This is a genomic window from Duganella rivi (assembly GCF_009857435.1).
Lineage (GTDB): Bacteria > Pseudomonadota > Gammaproteobacteria > Burkholderiales > Burkholderiaceae_D > Rugamonas > Rugamonas rivi.
Genome location: NZ_WWCK01000001.1, coordinates 480968 through 503646, shown reverse-complemented (window position 1 = coordinate 503646; position 22679 = coordinate 480968). Strand labels below are relative to the sequence as shown.

Annotated in this window: 11 protein-coding genes; 6 read left to right on the top strand and 5 right to left on the bottom strand. The window is 61.7% G+C overall.

Going from position 1 to position 22679, the window contains the following annotated elements; genetic code table 11:
- Nucleotides 1-204: 204 nt before the first annotated feature.
- On the top strand, nucleotides 205-1572 hold the full coding sequence (locus GTP45_RS02320) for a sensor histidine kinase (RefSeq protein WP_161012255.1): 1368 nt from the start codon (nucleotides 205-207) through the stop codon (nucleotides 1570-1572).
- A 20-nt stretch (nucleotides 1573-1592) separates the two neighbouring features.
- On the opposite strand, the gene GTP45_RS02315 is transcribed toward GTP45_RS02320, so the two are convergent.
- Nucleotides 1593-3230, bottom strand: coding sequence for an NAD(P)/FAD-dependent oxidoreductase (locus tag GTP45_RS02315; RefSeq protein WP_161012254.1), 1638 nt, complete (start codon nucleotides 3228-3230; stop codon nucleotides 1593-1595).
- An 886-nt stretch (nucleotides 3231-4116) separates the two neighbouring features.
- Here GTP45_RS02315 and GTP45_RS02310 point away from each other — a divergent pair.
- On the top strand, nucleotides 4117-7035 hold the full coding sequence (locus GTP45_RS02310) for a TonB-dependent receptor domain-containing protein (protein WP_161012253.1): 2919 nt from the start codon (nucleotides 4117-4119) through the stop codon (nucleotides 7033-7035).
- 74 nt (nucleotides 7036-7109) lie between these two features.
- Here GTP45_RS02310 and GTP45_RS02305 read toward each other — a convergent pair whose 3' ends face one another.
- Entirely contained in the window at nucleotides 7110-7835 is a 726-nt protein-coding gene (locus GTP45_RS02305) for a 16S rRNA (uracil(1498)-N(3))-methyltransferase (RefSeq protein WP_161012252.1), read from the bottom strand.
- Between the two features lie 141 nt (nucleotides 7836-7976).
- On the opposite strand from GTP45_RS02305, the gene tkt reads away from it, so the two are divergent.
- Together tkt and gap are read left to right on the top strand one after the other, a co-directional pair.
- Nucleotides 7977-9971: a transketolase gene (gene tkt / locus GTP45_RS02300; protein WP_161012251.1), complete on the top strand. Its 1995-nt coding sequence runs from the start codon at nucleotides 7977-7979 to the stop codon at nucleotides 9969-9971.
- A gap of 48 nt (nucleotides 9972-10019) precedes the next feature.
- Nucleotides 10020-11030 (top strand): type I glyceraldehyde-3-phosphate dehydrogenase, encoded by a 1011-nt coding sequence (gene gap / locus GTP45_RS02295; protein ID WP_161012250.1) that lies wholly within the window; start codon nucleotides 10020-10022, stop codon nucleotides 11028-11030.
- Between the two features lie 87 nt (nucleotides 11031-11117).
- On the opposite strand, the gene GTP45_RS02290 is transcribed toward gap, so the two are convergent.
- The 3 genes from GTP45_RS02290 to glnE all read right to left on the bottom strand — a co-directional run bounded on the left by GTP45_RS02290 (nucleotide 11118) and on the right by glnE (nucleotide 17610).
- On the bottom strand, nucleotides 11118-14069 hold the full coding sequence (locus tag GTP45_RS02290; protein WP_161012249.1) for a TonB-dependent receptor domain-containing protein: 2952 nt from the start codon (nucleotides 14067-14069) through the stop codon (nucleotides 11118-11120).
- Nucleotides 14070-14342: 273 nt separating this feature from the next.
- Nucleotides 14343-14804: a cache domain-containing protein gene (locus tag GTP45_RS02285; RefSeq protein WP_161012248.1), complete on the bottom strand. Its 462-nt coding sequence runs from the start codon at nucleotides 14802-14804 to the stop codon at nucleotides 14343-14345.
- A 64-nt stretch (nucleotides 14805-14868) separates the two neighbouring features.
- Nucleotides 14869-17610 (bottom strand): bifunctional [glutamate--ammonia ligase]-adenylyl-L-tyrosine phosphorylase/[glutamate--ammonia-ligase] adenylyltransferase, encoded by a 2742-nt coding sequence (glnE, locus tag GTP45_RS02280; RefSeq protein ID WP_161012247.1) that lies wholly within the window; start codon nucleotides 17608-17610, stop codon nucleotides 14869-14871.
- Between the two features lie 86 nt (nucleotides 17611-17696).
- Here glnE and GTP45_RS02275 point away from each other — a divergent pair, with 86 nt between their 5' ends.
- Both GTP45_RS02275 and GTP45_RS02270 read left to right on the top strand, forming a co-directional pair.
- Nucleotides 17697-21875 (top strand): YhdP family protein, encoded by a 4179-nt coding sequence (locus GTP45_RS02275; protein ID WP_161012246.1) that lies wholly within the window; start codon nucleotides 17697-17699, stop codon nucleotides 21873-21875.
- A gap of 2 nt (nucleotides 21876-21877) precedes the next feature.
- Nucleotides 21878-22675, top strand: coding sequence for a carbon-nitrogen hydrolase family protein (locus tag GTP45_RS02270; RefSeq protein ID WP_161012245.1), 798 nt, complete (start codon nucleotides 21878-21880; stop codon nucleotides 22673-22675).
- Nucleotides 22676-22679 lie beyond the last annotated feature (4 nt).

The window sequence follows — 22679 nt, the reverse complement described above, 5'->3', positions numbered from 1 at the left end:
CGGTCAATTCTCGCTCTGTAACAACTTTGACATAAACAACACTTCCTGCGGTTTTTTGCCAAAATAACGAGTTTTTTACACAAAAATACAAAACTTTTGCGTACTTATGGCTGGAACATGCTAGGCAGTCGTAAAACATACAACCATGTTTACGTAGACAAATAACGATACAATTGCGATGTCTTAGCGAGCTGGAGCCGAACCATGAGCGAGGAGAAGCAGGCGGTGCCGCTGTTCGACGCGGCCGATGGGCGAACACTGGCCGAGGCCGCGCTGCGCTCGATCACGGCCTCGACCGCCCGCGCGCGCGGCGAGGAGTTCATGCGCATCCTGGTGCATGATTTGGCCCGGGCGCTCGACGTCACCTACGTGATTGCCGGCCGCTGCATCACCATGGACGACGGCGACGAGGGCATCCGCACGCTGGCCGTGTGGGGCGGGCAGGACTACCTGCCGAATATGGACTACAGCCTGCGCAACACGCCGTGCCAGGACGTCACCGAACAATGCATGTGCTTCCACGCCAGCGGCATCCAGGCCGACTACCCGCTGGACACCTTGCTGGTCGATATGGGTGCCGACAGCTACATCGGCATCCCCATGCTCGATATCGAGGGCCAGCCGCTGGGCATCCTGTCGGCCATTGACACCAAGCCGATCTCCGAAGACAAGCGTTTGCTGGCCTTGTCGCTGCTGTCGATTTTTGCCGCGCGCTGCTCGGCCGAGTTGCAGCATCAAGACCGCGAGCAGCAGCTGGAAGCCAAGGTGGTGCGCCGCACCGAGGCCTTGCTGGTGGCCCAGGCAACGCTGGTGGAGCAGGAAAAAATGGTGGCACTGGGCGCGCTGGTGGCGGGCGTGGCGCACGAGGTCAACACGCCGATCGGCGTGGCGGTAACGGCCGCGTCCACCATGGTCAGCTATGCCGAGGACATGCTCAAGTGCGTGGCCGGCGAGCGCGTCAGCCGCTCCGAGCTACAGGCCACGGCGCAGCGCCTGCGCGAAGGCGCGCAGCTGATCGAGCGCAACCTGGCGCGCGCGGCCGACCTGATCGGCAACTTCAAGCAGCTGGCGGTGGATCAGGGCAGCGAGCATGTGACGGAAGTGGCCTTGCGCGAGCATGCGCTGAGCGTGGTGTCGGCGCATGGGCCGGAGCTGCGCAAGGTCGGCATCAGCGTCGAAGTCGACATTGCCGCCGACTTGCGCACGCGGCTCGATGCCGGGCGCTGGTCGCAAGTGCTGTCGAACTTGCTGATGAACGCGGCCAAGCATGGCTATCCCAACGGCGGCCCCGGCAAGGTATCGCTGGCCGCGCGCATGGCGCTGGAGGGCGGCGCCTACTGGCTGTTGCTGGAGTTTGCCGATGACGGCGTCGGCTTGACGGCGGAAGTGCGCGAACGCCTGTTCGAGCCGTTCTTCACCACCAAGCGCGGGCAGGGCGGTTCGGGATTGGGCATGCACATCGTCTACACGATTGTGCACCAGATGGGCGGGCAGGTCGCGGTGGCGGCCACCGCGCCGGATGCCGGCTGCCGCATCAAGCTGCGGCTGCCGGTAAGGGATGCCAAGGCTTAGGCTTGGGTTGAAGCTTAGGTTTAAGCTTGTTCTGCGGCCAGCGACAGCGCGACCGCTTCCGCCACCTTGATGCCGTCGACGCCGGCCGACAAGATGCCGCCCGCGTAGCCGGCGCCTTCGCCGGCCGGGAACAGGCCCTTGGTGTTCAGGCTTTGCAGCGTATCGTCGCGGCGCTTGATGCGGATCGGCGACGAGGTGCGCGTCTCCAGCCCGGTCAGCACCGCATCGTGCTTGAAGTAGCCTTTGAGCTGCTTGTCGAACGCCGGTAAGGCTTCGCGCAAGGCAGTCACGGCAAACTCCGGCAGGATCTGCGCCAGGTCGGTCAGGGTGATGCCCGGTTTGTACGACGGCACCACGGCGCCAAAGTCGGTCGACGCCTTGCCCGCCACGAAGTCGCCCATCAACTGGCCCGGCGCATTGTAGGTGCCGCCGCCGAGGTGGAAGGCTTTCTCTTCGAGGTCGCGCTGGAACGCCACGCCGGCCAGCGGGTGGCCGGGATAATCAACTTCCGGCGAAATGCTGACCACGATCGCGCTGTTGGCGTTGCGCTCGTTGCGCGAGTACTGGCTCATGCCGTTGGTGACCACGCGGCCCGGCTCCGATGCCGCCGCCACCACCGTGCCGCCCGGGCACATGCAGAAGCTGTACACGGCGCGGCCGTTGGACGCATGGTGCACCAGCTTGTAGTCGGCCGCGCCCAGGATCGGGTGGCCGGCGTTGGGGCCGAAGCGGCAGGTATCGATCAGCGATTGCGGGTGCTCGACGCGGAAGCCGATTGAGAACGGCTTGGCTTCGATGTAGACGCCGCGGTCGTACAGCATCTGGAAGGTGTCGCGCGCGCTGTGGCCGATGGCCAGGATCACGTGGTTGGTGACGATCTTCTCGCCGCTTTCCAGCATGATGCCGCGCACCTGGCGGCCGTCGGCGCTTTCTTCGATATCGATGTCGGTGACCTTGCTCTCGAAGCGGTACTCGCCGCCCAGCGCTTCAATGGTTTCGCGCATCGATTCCACCATCTTCACCAGGCGGAAAGTGCCGATGTGCGGCTTGCTCACGTAGATGATTTCTTCCGGCGCGCCAGCCTTGACGAACTCGGTCAGCACCTTGCGGCCGTAGTGCTTTGGATCCTTGATCTGGCTGTACAGCTTGCCGTCGGAGAAGGTGCCGGCGCCGCCCTCGCCGAACTGCACGTTCGATTCCGGGTTGAGCTTGCGCTGGCGCCAGAAGCCAAAGGTGTCGACGGTGCGCTCGCGCACGATCTTGCCGCGCTCGACGATGATCGGGCGCAAGCCCATCTGCGCCAGGATCAGCGCCGCCAGCAGGCCGCACGGGCCGATGCCGATCACCACCGGGCGCTGGAAATCGGCGCGGGCGGCAATCGCGGCGCCGTCGGCCACGAACTTATAGCTGGTGTCCGGCGACGGCATGATGTGGAGGTCGTGGTGGTGCTGCTTGAGCACCGCGGTTTCGTTCTTGAGCTCGATATCGATCGAGTAGATCAGGACGATGGCGCTTTTCTTGCGCGCGTCGTAGCTGCGCTTGTAAATCGTAAAGCCGAGCAGTTCGTCGGCCTGGATGCCGAGGCGCGCAATGATGGCGGCCGGCAGGTCGGCTTCCGCGTGATCGAGCGGAAGCTTGAGTTCGTTCAGTCTCAACATGGTGGGTTTCCAGCAGGTGACAGGGCTCCGTAGCTAGCGGAGAGCGATGCGGCCATCCCCCGGGAAGCGGCCGCAGGCGCTATTTTACCCTTTGCGGCCGGTTCCGGTCTAACCGCGGCCGGCGAATATCGGCGCCAGTGGCGTTTATACCGGAAGCCGGTACGGCTTATTTAATTCAGATTTAAATAGTCGTTAAATAAAACGAGAATCTCATTTATAAAATGAAAACCGCATAAGCATATGCACCAAATTAGCCGCCGTTGCACTGAAAACGTGCGTTGCGTGAAAACAACAATGGTTCCTTTTGGAAACTTCCGTTGTAATGGTGTTTTCGGGCGGAGTCGGGCTGGCAACAGTGCTTTTGTGCCCATAATGACACACTTTCAATGCTGCACCGCACAAATATTGCGCTCTAGTCAACTCCGGCATGGCGATACAAATACAATAATTATCCTGTTTTTGCAGTATTTAATTCATTTTTACAAGGTTTTTCATGAATAAAACTGTGGTTATCTTTGGTATTGGTAGATAAATAATGAAAATTAGTGCGTTGCAGCAGAAAACTCTGCGTGAATGTACTTGCATTGCGACAGGTATTGCTTTCGTTGTTTTCATGAAACGTTTCGTCATCGCGGTTGACAGTTTTAGCAAGCCAATGGTTTCATGCAATGCGCCTGCAAATCACGATTTTGCCAGGTGTTAATAAGCGAGATTCAGCACCCTGATAATCCCCCAGGGGCCATTCGGTCCCAAGGCTAATATCAATCACAGGTTAAAAGAATCCTTCAGGCTGGCCATTAAATATGCCGGATTTTTTAAATAAAAGTCCGCGTGTGCATGGTTAGGTTTCTCTCTGCGAAGGGAGTTCAATAATGGGAGTTTTACAATGATTCAAGAGAAGATGATGTCGCGTACCTTGCGCACCGTGTTCGCCGGCTCGATGCTGGTGGGCATGACCGCAATGATGCACAACGCTATTGCACAGGAAGCCGCACCGCAAAAAATCGAATCGGTGCAGGTGACCGGTACCCGCATTACCGCTCCAGGCACGACCTCGACCAGCCCGATTTCCTCGATCACCGCCGAAGAGATCAAGTCGTCCCAGCCTGTCGCTGTTGAAGAATTCGTCAAGGCGCTGCCAGCGGCCGTGCCATCGATCGGTCCTGGCACCAACAATGGTACCGCTGGCGCCGCCACCGTCGACCTGCGCGGCCTGGGTGCCAACCGTACCCTGGTGCTGATCGACGGCCGTCGTTTTGTACCGTTCAACCTGAACGGCACCGTCGACACCAACTCCGTTCCTGTCGCCCTGCTGAACCGCGTTGACGTGCTGACCGGTGGTGCATCGGTTGCCTACGGCGCCGACGCTGTGGCCGGTGTGGTCGACTTCAAGCTGAAGCGTAACTTCAGCGGTATCGAAATCGGCACCAACTATGGTGGCACCACCGAATACCACGACGCCAAGCGCAAGCGCACCGACCTGACCATCGGCGCCAACCTCGATGACGGCCGCGGCAACGTGGTCGTGAGCCTGGGCAAAACCACGGCTGATCCAGTGACCCAGGGTTCGCGTCCTTACGGCGTGACCTCGCTGAGCTCGACCACCGGCGGCATCTCCGGTTCCGGCACCGCCATCCCTGGCGTGTTCTCGATCACCCAAGGCACCGGCGGCACCACCGCCCTGTCGGGCAACTGGCAGATCGACCCGGCCAGCGGCAAGCTGATCCAGCCTGTGGTGAACTACAACACCAACCCGCTGAACTACTACCAGACCGGTCTGGATCGTACCCAGGCTACCGCGCTGGGTAACTACAAGATCAACGACAAAGCAGATGTCTACACCAACATCTTCTACACCAACAGCAAAGTGGCGTCGACCCTGGCTGAGTCGGGCACCTTCCTGAACGTGTTCCAAGTGCCTATCGGCAACCCGTACATCCCTGACGCAGCCCGTCAGCAGATCTGCGAACGCCGCGGCATCGCTTCGGCCAACTGCGTGGTCGGCAACACCACCATCGTACCGATGACCATCGGCCGCCGCTTCGTCGAGCTGGGCCCGCGTTACAACAACTTCGACAACAAGACCCTGCAGTACACCATCGGCGTGAAGGGCGACTTCTTCCTGGACTGGACCTACGATGCTAACTGGACCCGCGGTAAAGCGGACCAACTGCAAACCCGCCAGAACTGGGGTTCGATGTCGAAAGTGCAGCAGGCACTGAACGCTGTCAGCAAAACCGCTTGCGTGAACACCGCCAACAACTGCGTACCGCTGAACGTGTTCGGCGCCGCCGGCTCGATCACCGCCGACCAGCTGGCCTTCATCAACTCGTCGGCTCTGTTGCTGCAAACCGTGCAACAGGACGTGGGTTCGTTCTCGACCCAGGGCGACCTGGGCGAGAAGTTCGTCAGCCCATGGGCCAACACCCCAATCAACGTCGCAGTGACCGCCGAACAGCGTAAAGTTGCCGCTGGCACCCAGTCCGACGCAGCGTCGCAAATCAGCGGCGAAGTGCTGGGCACCGGCGCGCCAACCCCAGACCGTTCGGGCACCTTCCGCCTGCGCGAACTGGCGATCGAATCGTCGATCCCGCTGATCAAGGACAAGCCATTCGTCCGTTCGTTGAATGCTGACGTCGGCTACCGCGAAACCCAGTTCAAATCGGGCAACAAGGACGACCAGAGCTACAACAGCTGGAAACTGGGCGCCGACTGGGAACCAGTCAAGTCGATCCGCTTCCGCGGTATGGTTCAGAAGGCAACCCGCGCACCTAACGTGAACGAACTGTTCGCGCCACAAGTGACCGGCCTGTCGAACCTGGCGGTTGACCCATGCCAGGGCACCCGCATCAACCAGGCGCAGGCGAATACCGCCGGCACCCTGTCGAACCTGTGCCGTCTGACCGGTGTGCCGCAAACCGAAATCGGTTCGCTGTCCGCACCATCGGCTGGCCAGATCAACAACCTGAGCGGCGGTAACCCTAACCTGGGCCCTGAAGTCGCGAAGACCAAAACCCTGGGCTTCGTGTGGGAACCGCTGCCTAAGCTGGCAATCTCGCTGGACTACTACCAGATCAAGATTAAAGAAGCGATTTCGAGCCTGTCGACCACCGACGTGCTGGATGGCTGCTACAACCTGAACCCAAGCTACACCCTGAACGCGTACTGCGGCATGATTGGCCGTAACCCAGCCAACGGTACCTTCAACGGTGTGGATGCAAAAGGTGTACAGACCCCGCTGTCGAACGCCGGCAACCAGAAAACCACTGGTTTCGACCTGACCGTGAACTACAAGCTGCCAGCCAAGAACATTGGCCTGGATCCGAAATTCGGCAGCTTCGACCTGGGCCTGAACTTCACCCACGTGCAGAGCTTCGACTTCCAGGGCACCTCGGTGTCGATCAACCGCGACTGCCTGGGCTACTACTCGACCGCTTGCGGCAACGTAGCTAACGCACCTGTGTTCAAGAACAAGTTCAACCAGCGCACCACCTGGAACGTTGGCGACTTCGCCCTGGGCTACAACTGGCGTTACACCAGCGCTATCGATGTCGAGCCGCTGGCTGGCACCTTCCTGCCTGCTTACTCGCACATCAAGGCGTTCAACTACGTCGACCTGTCGGGCGTGTACAACTACTCGAAGAACCTGCGTTTCAACATCAGCATCAACAACGCAGCGAACAAGAAACCGCCTATCGTGGGTAGCACCATCTCCACCACCGCGGTCAACAGCGGCAATACCTTCCCACAGACCTACGACGCAGTTGGTCGTCTGATCACCGTGGGCGCCAACCTGAAGTTCTAAGCTTCAGACGCGCATAAAAAATCCCGCCGGGCCGCAAGGCCTGGGCGGGATTTTTTTATTTGGGGCGCGCTATATCAGAGGCCGCCCCAGGCTGCACTTAATATCGACACCGCCGCCAGCGCCGCCGTTTCGGTGCGCAGGATGCGCGGGCCCATGGCCAGGGGCAGGGCGCCGTGGCGCAGCGCCAGGTCTTCTTCCTGTTCGCTGAGACCGCCTTCGGGGCCGACCACCAGCGTGACTGCCTGCGGCGCCTGGTGGCGCGCCCACTCGGCCAGCGATTGCCCGGCGCGCGGCGTCAGGATGATGCGGCGATGCAGATCTTGCTGGGTAATCCAGTTTTTATAGTCTTGCGGCGGCGCCAGCTGGGCTAGCCGGTTGCGGCCGCTTTGCTCGCTGGCCGAGACGATGATGCCGCGCCAGTGCTCGAGTTTTTTCTCGGCGCGCTCGGCCGACAGCTTGACCACGCAGCGCTGCGCCGCCAGCGGCTGGAAGCCGGACACGCCCAGTTCGATGGCTTTTTCGATAATCCAATCCATTTTCGTGCCCTCTGGCAGCGCTTGCGCCAAAGTCACGGCAAACGGCAGCTCGATCTCGCGCGCGGTGTGGACCTTGATCTCGGCGCTGGCGCTGCGGCGCGCAAGCTCCACCAGGCTGGCCGTGTACTCGCCGCCTTCGCCATTAAACAAGGTGATCAGTTCGCCCTGCGCCAGCCGCAGCACTTGGACATGGTGGGCAACCGCCTCGGGCAGGGCGACGATCTGGCCGATGGCCAGCGGCTGGGGGCAAAAGAAGCGGGGCATAACGTGGTATCCGGGGAAAGTAGAAGTGCAATTTTAAATGGTGGCTGTCATGGTCTGGTAAAATAATGGGCTCAGCCAGCGTCGTGCGCGTGAGGTGACCGCGCCCCGGCTCCCAGTTTCCATACTTTCGTGATATCAACGATGACTTCTACGCTCCCAACCACCCAAATGGCTAACGCGATCCGCGCGCTGGCAATGGACGCCGTCCAGAAGGCCAATTCCGGCCACCCAGGTATGCCGATGGGCATGGCTGAAATCGCCGTCGCCCTGTGGTCCGGCCATTACAGCCACAACCCGGCCAACCCGAAATGGGTGAACCGCGACCGCTTCCTGCTGTCGAACGGCCACGGCTCGATGCTGCACTACGCGCTGCTGCACCTGAGCGGCTACGACGTGAGCATGGACGACATCAAGGCCTTCCGCCAGATGCACTCGAAGACCCCGGGCCACCCGGAAGTCGGCTACACCCCGGGCGTGGAAACCACCACCGGCCCGCTGGGCCAGGGTATCGCCAACGCGGTCGGCATGGCGCTGGCTGAATGGCTGCTGGCAAGCGAATTCAACAAGCCGGGCCTGGACGTGGTCGATCACTACACCTACGCCTTCGTCGGCGACGGCTGCCTGATGGAAGGCATCTCGCACGAAGCCTGCGCGCTGGCCGGCACGCTGGGCCTGAAAAAACTGATCGCGCTGTACGACGATAACGGCATCTCGATCGACGGCAAGGTGGAAGGCTGGTTCACCGACGACACCCCGGCCCGTTTCGAAGCCTACGGCTGGAACGTGATCCGCGCGGTGGACGGCCACGACGTGGCTGCGGTTGCCGCCGCCATCGCTGCCGCCAAGGCCGCCGACAAGCCGACCCTGATCTGCTGCAAAACCATCATCGGCAAAGGTTCGCCTAACCTGCAAGGCGGCGACAAGGTGCACGGCGCCGCACTGGGCGACAAGGAAGTGGCTGCCGTCCGCGAGTACATCGGCTGGAGCGCCGCGCCGTTCGAAATCCCTGCCGACATCTACGCCGCATGGGACGGCAAAGCCAACGGCGCCAAGCTGGAAGCCGACTGGAACGCCAAGTTCGCGGAATACACGGCCAAGTTCCCGGCGGAAGCTGCTGAACTGACCCGCCGCATGGCTGGCGAACTGCCGGGCTCCTTCGAGGCAGCGCTGGCCGCCGGCATTGCCTCGACCGTCGAGAAGAAAGAAAACATCGCCACCCGCAAGGCTAGCCAGAACGCGATCCAGGCGCTGGCGCCAGTGCTGCCGGAATTCCTGGGCGGCTCGGCCGACCTGACCGGTTCCAACCTGACCAACTGGAAAGAAATCGTGCCAGTGCGTTCGGGCCAGCCGGGCAACCACATCAACTACGGCGTGCGCGAGTTCGGCATGTCGGCGATCATGAACGGCGTGGCCCTGCACGGCGGCTACATCCCGTTCGGCGCCACCTTCCTGACCTTCGCCGACTACAGCCGCAACGCGCTGCGCATGGCGGCACTGATGAAACAGCGTTCGCTGTTCGTGTTCACCCACGACTCGATCGGCCTGGGCGAAGACGGCCCGACCCACCAGTCGGTCGAGCACGTATCGTCGCTGCGCCTGATCCCGAATCTGGACAACTGGCGTCCATGCGACACCACCGAATCGATGGTGGCATGGGGCGCGGCAGTCAAGCGCAAGGATGGCCCGTCGACCCTGATCTTCTCGCGCCAGAATCTGCCGTACCAGGAGCGTACCGACGCGCAAATCGCCGACATCGCCCGCGGCGGCTACGTGCTGCGCGAAGCCGCCGACGCCAAAGTGACCCTGATCGCCACCGGTTCGGAAATCGAACTGGCGCAAGCTGCCGCCTCGGCGCTGGCTGCGGAAGGCATCGTCGCGCGCGTGGTGTCGATGCCGTCGACTGATGTATTTGACCGTCAAGACGCCGCTTACAAGGCCAGCGTGTTGACCAAAGGCGTGCCACGTGTGGCAATCGAAGCCGGCGTGACCGATTTCTGGTACAAATACGTCGGTCTGGAAGGCGCTGTTGTCGGCATCGATACCTTCGGTGAGTCGGCTCCGGCAGGCGTGCTGTTCAAGCACTTCGGCTTCACGGTAGAAAACGTGGTGGCGAAAGTCAAATCTGTCATTGCTTAATCTATAATTGCTTATTGCAGCACCAATATTTCTAATCAGGAGCAAAGTATGACGATCAAAGTTGCAATCAATGGCTATGGCCGTATCGGCCGTAATGTACTGCGTGCTTTCTACGAAGGCGGCAAAAAGCAAGACATCCAGATCGTGGCAATTAACGATCTGGGCGATGCCAAGGCCAACGCCCACCTGACCCGCTACGACACCGCCCACGGCAAGTTCCCAGGCACCGTGACCGTAGACGGCGACAACATGATCGTGAACGGCGACGTGATCCGCGTGTTCGCACAGCGCAACCCGGCAGAAATCCCATGGGGCGAGCTGGGCGTGGACGTGGTGCTGGAGTGCACCGGCTTCTTCACCACCAAGGAAAAAGCTTCGGCTCACCTGAAGGGCGGCGCCAAGAAAGTCATCATCTCGGCGCCGGGCGGCAAGGACGTGGACGCGACCATCGTGTACGGCGTCAACCAGCACGTGCTGAAAGCCAGCGACACCGTGATCTCGAACGCTTCGTGCACCACCAACTGCCTGGCGCCGCTGGTCAAGCCGCTCAACGACGCCATCGGCGTGGAAACCGGTCTGATGACCACCGTGCACGCTTACACCAATGACCAGGTGCTGTCGGACGTGATGCACGAAGACCTGCGCCGCGCCCGTTCGGCCACCATGAGCATGATCCCGACCAAGACCGGCGCTGCCGCCGCGGTCGGCCTGGTGCTGCCTGAGCTGAACGGCAAGCTGGACGGTTTCGCGATCCGCGTGCCGACCATCAACGTGTCGCTGGTCGACCTGTCGTTCATCGCCAAGCGCGACACCACCGTGGATGAGGTCAACGCGCTGATGAAGGCCGCTGCTGAAGGCGCGCTGAAAGAAGTGCTGACCTACCAGACCGAACCGCTGGTCTCGGTCGACTTCAACCACAACCCGGCCTCGTCGAACTTCGATTCGACCCTGACCAAGGTGTCGGGCCGCCTGGTGAAAGTCTCGTCGTGGTACGACAACGAGTGGGGCTTCTCGAACCGCATGCTGGACACCACTGTTGCACTGATGAACGCCAAGTAATCCAAAGCGTTCAGCTAATAAAAAACCCTCGCGGTGTAAGCCGCGAGGGTTTTTTTATGGCAGGGCGGCTGAGCCGCCCCATCCAGATTACATCGAAACGCGCAGACCCAGGTAGTAGCGGCGGCCGATCGGATCGTAAGCCGATGCGTCGGTCTCGGTACCGGTGGTGTTGCCGTTCAGGCCAGTGATGATCGGCAGCGGCTTCTTGTCGAAGGCGTTGTTCATGCCGAAGTACAGCTGGAAGTTCTTCTTCACGTCGTAGGTCAGCTGGAAGTCGGTCGTGGTGTACGAACCGAGTTTCGCCAGATCCTGCGGATTGTCGAAGGCCGAGGCAACGAACTGGTCGTCCAGCGCAACGCGACCGGTGTAGCTGGTCACGGTGGTGATGCCGAAGTTACCCCATTTGTAGGCCAGGTTCAGCACTGCCTTGTTGCGTGGATTTTCCAGCTCGCCTGCGCCCTCGTCTTTATCTGCATCTTTCTCTGGACGGTTCCAGAGGGTTTTCAGATAGGTGTACGAGATCTTGGCGTTCAGACGGCCTGGGCCGACTTTATCAGCCCACGACGCGGTCAAGTCGATACCTTCGGTGCCGAAGCCGCCGCTGTTTTCAGCCGAGCTGTCGACGTACTTCAGAGTACCGATGCTGTTCGAGCCTTCAGCCGCGGTACGGCGGGTGATGTAGCGGCAGTAGTAGGTGTTGCCGCCGTAGCAGTTTTGCAGGGCGAACTGACGCGGGGTGCTAATGATGGCGTCCGCGATCTTGATGTTGAAGTAGTCAGCCGTGAAGGTGAACTTGCTCAGCATTGGGATCGAGGTTGGGGTGACGACCACGCCAACGGTGCTCGAACGGCCTTTTTCTGCCGTCAGGTTAGGGTTGCCCTTGTTGTAGCCGCTGACGCCTTGACGGTCGGCTTGGTTCAGGGTGAAGGTGCCGCCGTTAGCAGCCATGTTGGCGGCTACGCCTGGTGCAGCACGGCAAGCCACGCTGATTGGGTCGGTGCCGGTCAGCTTGGTGCCTTCGCATGGGTCGCTGACCGTTGGGAAGGTTTGTGCTGGTGCCTGGTACAGTTCACCGATGTTTGGTGCACGGGTCGACACAGCGCGGGTACCGCGGAACTTGACGTCCGAAACCGGCGCCCATTCCAGACCAGCGTTCCAGCTGTTGGTGCTGCCTACGGTGGAGTAGTCGCCGTGACGGAACGAACCACGGAAGTCCAGGTTCTTGGCCAAGAACTTGTCTTTCAGCAGCGGTACGCGGGTCTCAACGAATTCTTCACGCACGATGAACGAGCCGTAGGTGGCTGGGATCGCATTGCCGGCGTTCAGGCCAGCCTGGGTCAGTGGATCCGGCACGCTGGCCGAATCTTCGCTGCGCCATTCGTAGCCTGCTGCCATGCCGATCGGGCCAGCTGGCAGGCCGAATGGCAGTTCACCGGTGATGGTGCCGCCGGCGATCTTCTGGGTCACCGAGGTTTCCAGCGAGCCCGGTGCGGTCACGTATTTCAGCGCGTCTTGCGAAATGGCGCCCAGGCCGAACACGTTGATAGGCACGCAACCGTCGCGACGAGCTTGCGCGTCGGCGCACATGACGCCGCCAGGGATGTCGGGGTTAGGCACGCCAGCCAGCGCGCTGCGCATGTTGACGATGTTGATCTGGCCGGTCGACGCTTGCGATTCCGTGGTACGGCCGTAGCTGACGAAGGCGTCGTAGCTCCAGTCGTTGGTGAATGGCAGGGTGCCCTTCAAGCCGGTGGCCAAACGCAGGGTGCCGCGGTTGACGGAGCTGTGGCGCGGTCCAAACTCGTTCAGGCGGCGGGTGAAGCGGTAGTCTTTCAAGCCATCGCCGTCGGTGTCGGTCATGCGATCCCACAGGTATTGCGGGATGATCGGGTTGCGCACCTTGACGCCGTTGACCAGCGTTTCGCCTTGCACTACGCCGCTAGGACGGAAGACGTTGGCCGAATCCAGCGCGAACGGTTCGATGTTGGTGTCGACCTTGGTGGCAGCGTAGGTGCCTTCGAAGAACGCATTGTGGTTCTCGTTCAGCTTCAGGTTGCCGTTGGTGCCGAACAAGTAGCGCTCGGTTGGCACGGCGATGGTGCGGTATTCCGAGCGGTTGAAGCCCGATGCCGGCAGGGTGGCGGAACCGTTGGTCGAGAAGGCAATCGGGTTGCCGTTCTTGTCGTAGGTGTAGCTGCCGCCGCCGGCGCCGGTTGCTGGGCCCCAGAAGAAGCGGCCTTGCGGTGCAAAGCTCGAGTAGAACGGTGCGTACGGGGTATACGCGTCTTTTGCGTCGCCGGTCACGCCAGCGCCCAGCGAGATCTGGTCGACTGCAGCGCCCAGGCCCGGACGGTCTTTCGACATCACGGCGCCTTGCTTCGAGTAACCGAAGTGACCCATGATGTTGCTGCCGCCGTCGGCCGAGGTGGTGCCGAAGGTAATCGACAGTTTTTTCTTGAAGTCGTCGTTCTTGTCGCTCTTGCCGGTCGATGCGTCGACGGTCACGCCTTCGAAGTTTTTCTTCAGGATGATGTTGACCACACCGGCCACCGCGTCCGAACCGTAGGTTGCGGAAGCGCCACCGGTCAGCAGTTCAACGCGCTCGATGAAGTCGGTAGGGATGGTGTTCAAGTCGACTGCGGTGTCGCCCGGTACGCCCGAGACGAAACGGCGGCCATTGACCAGCACCAGGGTACGCGAATCGCCCAGGTTACGCAGGTTGACGGTCGATACGCCGCCGCCCGAGGTCAGGAAGTTCGAGTTGGTACGGCTCAGCGACGGCGTACCAACGGTTGGGTTTTTCAGCAGCAGGTCTTGCAGGTTGACTGCGCCCGAGGCGGCGATGTCGGCCGAGGTCAGGATTTGCAGCGGGGTTGGCGATTCTGCGCTCGGCGACAGCAGGCGCGAACCGGTAATTTGTACTTTCTGTACGGCTTCTGCCGGGGCAGCTTCTTGTGCGAATGCAACTTGCGCGCTCATCGCCATGCCGGCTACGCAGATCATGCGCACGGAACGGGACAAAACTGTTTCCTTCATCATTGCGGAACTCCTTAGGGTGTATTGAAACAACTCTCCGTTTATTTTTTGTTAAATTTCTTGGTTTAACTGACCAACTTTACCGACTTCGTAGTCATCTTGTAAACGTAAAAAGCCGTAAAAAATCCAACATTCGCAAAAAAGCAACAGCAACACTAATGTAACAAAATGTGTCTGTTTAACTAGTGGAAATAAAGGGGTTTGTGACTCTGGCGAAAGGCTGAGGCATGCCAACAGCGCAATGGCGGCACTGTCGGCAAGAAGGGGGACAGGGAATTACTTGTAGATGCCGGAGCCGATCAGGAAATCGTCAACACGCTCGACATAGCCGGACTTCGATTCAACGGCCTTGGTCACGGGATTCGGCCATTTAAAATCGACCCAGCCCTTGCCTTTATTCTTGGCGGTATCGACCATTTCTTTAATCATGGCCTTGCCTTCATTATCTTTTAAACCGATCAGCGGCTTGCCGACCATTTTGGGATTATTGCCGTGCGCTAAAGCCACGCCATTCAGGTCATACACATAAATATACAAATCGCGGTCATGGAACGAGGTGTTGGCCGGATCGGCAATGGCGGCAAAGGTTTTCTCCTTGCCGTCCGACTTGACCATGGCCACGGCCCGCTTGACCATCGCCACCGCCTCGTCTGCCGACCCCTTGTCGGCCGCCAGCGCAGCGCCCGAGCTTGCCAGCAAGCCGAGGCCCAAGGCCACGGCGCCCAATAATGCTCTCATAGCTATCTCCTTATGTGATGGAACTGCTCCTGAAGTATTGCACCTTTTGACAAAGAAAATGTTGTTAAGTGGCAACGGCCTCGCCAAAGATGGCCAGCCACAGCGCCGAGACATTGGCCGGGTGGCTGCCGACCAGCGCCGGGTCAATGCGCGCCAGATCCTGTCCCTGCAGGCGCAACTGGTGTTGCAGCTTGCGATACTTGCGGTAGGCATCGGCCACGTTGGCGGCCAGTCCGGTGTCGATCAGGCCGAGGTCGGCGCACATGTGGAGCAGGGCGATGTTGCCGAAGTTGGCCGTCAATTGAGGATAGGCGGCAGCGTGTTGCAGGACAAGGAATTGCACGATGAACTCGATGTCGATCATGCCGCCCGGGTCTTGCTTGAGGTCGAACAGGGCGCTGTGGTTAGGCTTGGCATCGACCATGCGTTTGCGCATGGCAATCACCTCTTGCTTGAGCGGGCCGCCGGGCGGACGCTCCTTGCGCAGCACGGCTTCGCGGATTTGCTCGAAACGCTGGCCGATGGCCACGTCGCCGGCGCAGTAGCGGGCCCGGGTCAGCGCCTGGTGTTCCCACACCCATGCCGAGTTGCTCTGGTATTTCTCAAACGACGTGACGCTGGAGACCAGCATGCCGCTGGCGCCGTCCGGGCGCAGCGCGGTGTCGATGTCGAACAGGATGCCGGCCGAGGTGTGCGAGGTCATCCAGGTGATGAAGCGCTGCGCCAGCTTGGCGTACTGGGCCGGGGCGTCCTGGTCGGGATCGTCGTACAGGAAGATCACGTCGAGGTCGGACACATAGCCCAGTTCCTTGCCGCCCAGCTTGCCGTAAGCGATGACCGTGAACAGCGGCACTTCGCGGTGGCGCGTGGCCACCGTCTGCCACACCGCCTTGATGGTGGCGGCGACGATGGTGTCGGCCAGCGCCGACAGGTAGTCGGCCAGCTTTTCCACGGTCAGGTCGCCGGCCAGGTCCTGCGCCAGCAGGTGGAACAACTGGGCGTGGTGGATTTCGCGCAGGATGTCCATCTGGCGCTCGGTGTCGCCGGGGTAGGCTGCCAGTTGTTTGTCGATATCGGCGGCCAGCGCCACCGGGTCAAATATGGCATTGCGCACGCGGTCGTCCAGCAGCTCGTCGAGCAGGATCGGGTGCTGGCTCAGGAACAGCGCCGCCCAGCCGCTGGCGTGCACCATGCGGATCACGCGCGCCAGGGTATGCGGGTATTCGGTCAGCAGCGACAAATAGGCCGAGCGGCGCGCGATGGCTTCAAGGAAATCGAGCAGCCGGCCCAAGGTGGCCAATTGGTTGCCGCCGCTCGACTCCTGCGCCGCCTGCACGATCAGCGGCAGCGCCGTGTTGATCAGTCCTTGCAGGCGGTTGCGGCTGGCTTCCGGCAGCGATTGCAGGCGCGGCGCTTGCCAGGTGGCGATCAGGCGCTTGGTGGCGGCCTCCGGGTCTGCGAAACCGAGCGTGCCGAAGCGGGCCACCATGGCCTCGCGGTTGTCGGGATCGGCGCATTCGTTGCTCGATTGCAGTTCGATGTCGTTTTCGCTGCTTTCGGTCTTGTCCGAGAACATCTCGTCAAACTGGCCGGCGACAAACTGGCGGTGCGCGTCCAGCTGGGCCAGCAAGGTGGCAACGTCGGGCAAGCCCATCATCTCGGCCACGGTCTGGCGGTCGGCGTCATTGGCTGGCAGGGTGTGGGTCTGGGCGTCGTCCAGGTATTGCAAACGATGCTCCAGGTTGCGCAGGAAGGTGTAAGAAGCCAGCAGTTGATAGACGATGGCGTGGCTTAGCAGGCCTTTCTCGGCAATGATGCGCAAGGTGGTGCGGGTCGAGCGGTCGCGCAGGGCGGCGTCGCGGCCGCCGCGGATCAGCTGGAAGACTTGCGCCAGGAACTCGATCTCGCGGATGCCGCCGCGGCCCAGCTTGACGTTGTTGCTGCGATCCGGGTGCAGCCGCTCTTGCCGATTGACCTCGGCGCGGATCTGCGCGTGCATATTGCGGATGGCGTCAATCACGCCAAAGTCCAGGTAGCGGCGGAAGCAGAACGGCCGGACAATCGCATCCAGCGCGGCGATATCCTCGGCGCGTCCGGTGACAGCGCGCGCCTTTACCCAGGCGTAGCGCTCCCACTCGCGGCCCTGCACGATCAGGTAGTTTTCCACCATGCCAAGGCTGGCGGCCAGTGGGCCGGAGGCGCCGTTCGGGCGCAAGGCCATGTCGACGCGGAAGGTGTAGCCGTCCTCGGTGATCTCGGCCAGTGCCGCGATCAGTTTTTTGCCGAGGCGGACGAAGAATTCATGGTTGGACAGGCTGCGCTGCCCGGCGTCGGCTACGGTATCGCCGTCTTCCGGGTAGACGAAGATCAGGTCGATGTCGGAGGAAACATTGAGCTCGCCACCGCCTTGCTTGCCCATGGCCAGCACCATCATTTCCTGCGGCAGGCCGGAATCGCGGCCGATCGGCTGGCCGTGGACGGCCACCATCTCGGCGTGCAGCTCGGTCATGTGTTTCTGGATGGCAAAATCAGCAAAGCGGGTCATGGTTTCGACCACTTCGGCCAGGTTGGCCTTGCCCTCGAGGTCGCGCCGGATCAGGGCGCACACCAGCAAGTTGCGCAGGCGGCGCATCGAGCGCACCAGCGGCAGCGGGCTGGCAGGATTCGCTTCTGCTTCTTTTTGTAAATATTCATCCAGATTAAGCTGGGCAAGCGATAATTGCGCCAATTCATCGATCTTGGCACTGCGGTCGGGCGCGGCAGACAGCCAGCGCTGGTAGAAGCGGGAAACTGAAGGTGAACTCATAGAGGTAAGGTAGAATTGCTCTCGAAACCGAGTGTAGCGCGAGTTTGCTATTTATTTGATGCATGGCCTGATTTATTAGCGTATTGATGCAAAAACCAGAAGAGGAGACCGTGACAGGCGAAGGCCCGTTGGCCGCGCGCTGGCATCGGCTTCGTGCTGCCTATCGGATCTGCAATCTCGCCACCCACCACGTGCTGGGCTTCACCCTGAAGCTGGCGCTGCTGTTGTATTTTGCCTTCACAATCCTGTTCCTCACCCTGCGCTACGCGGTGCTGCCGAATATCGACCACTACAAGGGCGATATCGAGCGCGCCGCCAGCAGCGCGGTCGGCAATCCGGTCACCATTTCCCGCGTGTACGCCTCGTGGAATGGCTTCCGCCCCAATCTCATCCTGGGCGATGTGGTGCTGCACGACCAGCAAGGCCGTCCGGCGCTGACCTTGCCGAGCGTATCGGCGACCTTGTCGTGGTGGACGGCAGTGACCGGCACGCCACGCTTCCACGTGCTGGAGCTGAACCGTCCCAACCTTGAAATCGTACGCGAGGCCGACGGACGCCTGTTCGTGGCTGGCATTTACATCGATCTCGACAAGCCGAGCGACGGCAAGGGGCTGGAGTGGCTGCTGGTGCAGCGCGACATCGTGATCCGCGAGGGTCGCCTGCAATGGACTGACCGCCAGCGCGCCGCGCCGCCGCTGGCGCTCGACAATGTGACGGTGGTGCTGCGCAACCAATGGCTGCATCATCAACTTGCCTTGCGCGCCACGCCGCCGGCCGCGCTGGCCGCGCCGGTGGATGTGCGGGCCGACTTCACGCATCCTGCCTTTGGCGCGCGCCTGTCCAACTTCTCGATGTGGAAGGGCGAGCTCTACGCCGATATCCGCAACACCGACTTGCTCGCGTGGAAGGCGTGGCTCAACTATCCGTTTGAACTGAGCAGCGGCCATGGTTCGCTGCGCGCCTGGGTGGGCGTCGACCAGTCGCGCTTGACCGGCTTTACCGCCGACGTCGGCCTGTCCGATATCACCGCCGTGCTGGGCAAGGAATTGCCGCTGCTGGACTTGCAGCAGATGAGCGGCCGCATCGCCGCCCGCGAAGATGTCCGTCCGGCGCCGAAGCCTGGCGCGGTGACGCCGGGTTTCGGCGCGCTCGGCCACAGCATCGAACTGAACAACCTGACGCTGACCACCCGTGACGGCCTGGTGATGGCGCCGACCTCGCTGTCGGAATCCTTTGTCGCGGCGGCCGGCGCCAGGGCGGAGAAAGTCGAACTGCGCGCGCACCAGCTGGACTTGCAAACACTGGCCGGCCTCGCCGAGCGCCTGCCACTCAAAGAGCACCAGCACAAGATGCTGGCCAGCTTCGCGCCGCGCGGCCTGCTGCAGAACTTCTCGGCCGAGTGGCAGGGCGCGTTCCCGGCCTTGCAATCGTATCGCATCAAGGGCGACCTGGTGGGACTGGGCTTGAAGCCGCAGCCGCCGCGCATCGCCCAGCCGAAAACCGCCAAGACGCCGGCGATTGCCGGCCTGCCCGCGATTCCCGGTTTCGATAACCTGAGCGGTTCGATCGACGCCACCGAAAAGGGCGGCAGCTTCAACCTGAACTCGCAGCAACTGGTGCTGCAGATGCCGGACTACTTTGCCGAAGCGTCGATGCCGTTCGACCATCTGAATCTGAAGGCGCGCTGGTCGTTCGAGGCCGACAACCAGTTGCTGTTCCAGATCGACAGCATGGACTTCGAGCAGGAAGGCATGAGCGGCACGCTGCAAGGCACGCACCTGATTCCGCTGGCCGGCAAAGGCCCGGGCAAGGCCGACCTCAGCGGCACGCTGACCGGCTTCCAGCTCAACCGCATTGGTCGCTACCTGCCGATGCAGACGCCGCACGACTTGCATCACTGGCTGACTGGCGCGCTGGAAGGCGGCGTCGCCACCGATGTGACGCTGCGCCTGCGCGGCGATCTCGCGCACTTCCCATTCCACGGCGACAGCAATGCCGACAAGGCGCGCGGCGAATTCCGCGTGGCCGGCAAGCTGACCGACGGCAAACTCAACTACGAACCGGGCCACTATCTGCGTGACGGCAAAGAGCTGGGCAAGGACGGCAAGCCGCTGCCCCTGTGGCCGCAAGCCGAGCACATCAAAGGCAGCTTCGTGTTCGAGCGCGCGCGCATGGAAATCCGCGGCGACACCGCAACCACGGGCGGCGTTGCGCTGAGCAACGTCAAGGCGGTGATCCCGGATTTGATGATCCACGACTCAATGCTGGAAATTGACGGCAATGCCGCCGGCCCGATGCAGGAGTTCCTCAAGTACGTGAGCAACAGCCCGGTGCTGGAATGGATCTCGCACTTCACCGACGAGACGCAGGCTAGCGGCAACAGCAAGCTGGCGCTGAGCTTGCGCATCCCGCTGGCGCACGCCATCGACACCAAGGTCAACGGCACGCTGCAACTGGTCAACAACGACATCACCTTGATGAACGATATGCCGGTGGTGCAATCGTCGCAGGGCAAGATCGAATTCAACGAGCACGGCGTCAATCTGAACCAGCTGTCCGGCAACTTCCTCGGCGGCCCGGTATCGATTACCGGCGGCAGCCAGAAGGACAATGCCATCGTGGTCAAGCTGGGCGGGCTGATGACGGCGGATGGTTTCCGCCAGACTTACCAGTCGCCAGCGATGCAGCGCCTGGCCGAGCACTTCAGCGGCGCCACGCGCTACAGCGGCACGGTGACGGTGCGCGATCACCAGGTGGTGGTGGCGGTCGACTCCAGCTTGACCGGTCTCGGGCTGGACTTGCCGGCGCCGGTCAAGAAATCCCAGACCGACACCATGCCGCTGCGCTTCGTGCTGACCAGCGGCCTGACGCAGGATTCGGCCGGCCTGCTGCATGACGATATCCGCATTACGCTGGGCACCAGCATCGCGGCGCGCTACCAGCGGCAGAAGGCCAGCAAGCAGCACTGGAAGCTGGCGCGCGGCGGCATCGGCGTCAATACGCCGGCGCCGGAGCCGGACAGCGGCTTGGCCTTCAACATCAATCTGCGCGAACTGAATGTCGACAACTGGCTGGACTTTGGCGATGCCGTGGCCGGCAAGGGCGGTGCTTCGACCGCGAACGACAGCAGCGACTTCACCCAGTACGTGCTGCCGGACTCGGTCGCCGCGCGCGCCAGCGAACTGGTGATCGGCGACCGCAAGCTAGAAAACATTGTGGTCGGCGTTACTCATCAAAAAGGCATGTGGCAAGCCAGCATCGATTCAACGCAAGCCAATGGCCACGTAGCGTGGGCCGAGCCATCCACCGGCGCCGGCCTCGGCAAGGTGACCGCGCGCCTGTCGTCGCTGGTGATCCCGGAATCGGCATCGAGCGAAGTGCAGGAACTGTTGGACGGCAAGAGCGCCGCCGCCACCATCCCGGCGCTGGACGTGGTGGTGGATCGCTTTGAATTGTTCAACAAGCCGCTGGGCCGCCTGGAACTGCAAGCGAACAACGTACAGCTGAGCAGCGCGCGCGAATGGCGCGTCAGCAAGCTGTCGCTGGCCAACGCCGACGGCGCGCTGACCGGCAGCGGCAAGTGGGTCAGCAAGGACGGCGTGCACAACACCAATCTCGACTTCAACCTCGACATCATCGATGCCGGCAAGCTGCTCGAGCGTTTCGGTTTTGTCGACACGCTGAAAGGCGGCAAGGGCACGCTCAAAGGCGATATCGCGTGGAAGGGCTTGCCGTACTCGCTGGACTTGCCGAGCATGTCCGGCCAGATCACCATGAACGTGGAGAAGGGGCAGTTCCTCAAGCAAGACCCCGGCGCGGCCAAGCTGCTGGGCGTGCTCAGCCTGCAAGCCTTGCCGCGTCTGCTCAAACTGGATTTCCACGACGTCTTCTCGGAAGGCCTGGCGTTTGACGGCATCACCGCCAACGCCAACATCAACCGCGGCATCGTCAAGACCGACAACTTGAAAATGCACGGCGTCGCCGCCACTGTGTTGATGGACGGCAGCGCCGACATCGCCAACGAAACGGCTAACCTGCACGTGGTGGTGATTCCTGAGGTCAACCTCGGCACCGCGCCGCTGGTGTATGCATTAGCCGTCAATCCTGTGATCGGTTTGGGGAGTTTTTTAGCGCAATTGTTCCTGAGTGCACCGGTGATGAAGGCGCTGACCTATCATATGCAGGTGACTGGCCCGTGGAAAGCACCGGTGGTCACCAAGCTCGACGCTCCTAAAATAGAACCGACCGCGCCACCGAAAGGATAGCCATGCATACCGTCGCCGCCGTACAAATGATTTCCTCGCCGTCCGTGCCGGACAATATCGCCACCGCGCGCCGCCTTGTCACGCAGGCCGCGCAGGACGGCGCCCAGCTGGTGCTGCTGCCCGAGTACTGGGCCATCATGGGTTTGAACGATAGCGACAAGGTCAAAGTGGCGGAGCCGCTGGGCAGCGGGCCGATCCAGGATTTCATGTCCGGCCTGGCGCGCGAGCTGAACATCTGGCTGATCGGCGGCACCTTGCCGCTGGCCTCGGACGATCCTGAAAAAGTCATTAACACCACGCTGGTCTACAACCCGCAGGGCGAGCACGTGGGCCGCTACGACAAGATCCACCTGTTTGGCTTTACCAAGGGCACGGAGTCGTACAACGAATCGAAGACCATCGTGCCGGGCACGCACGTGGGCGCGTTCGAGGCGCCGTTCGGCAAGGTTGGTATGTCGGTGTGCTACGACTTGCGTTTCCCGGAACTGTTCCGTGCGCTGGGGCCGGTGTCCCTGATCGTGGTGCCGGCCGCCTTTACCTATACCACCGGCATGGCGCACTGGGAAATCCTGCTGCGCGCGCGGGCGATTGAAAACCAGTGCTATGTGCTGGCGGCAGCGCAGGGCGGCACCCATCCGAATGGCCGCCGTACCTGGGGCCACAGCATGCTGATCGACCCGTGGGGCGCGGTCAAGTCGGTGCTGGCCGAGGGCGAGGGCGTGGTGGCGGGCGAGATCGACCTCGGCTACATGCAAGGCGTGCGCGACAGCCTGCCGGCGCTGAAACACCGGACGATGTGATATC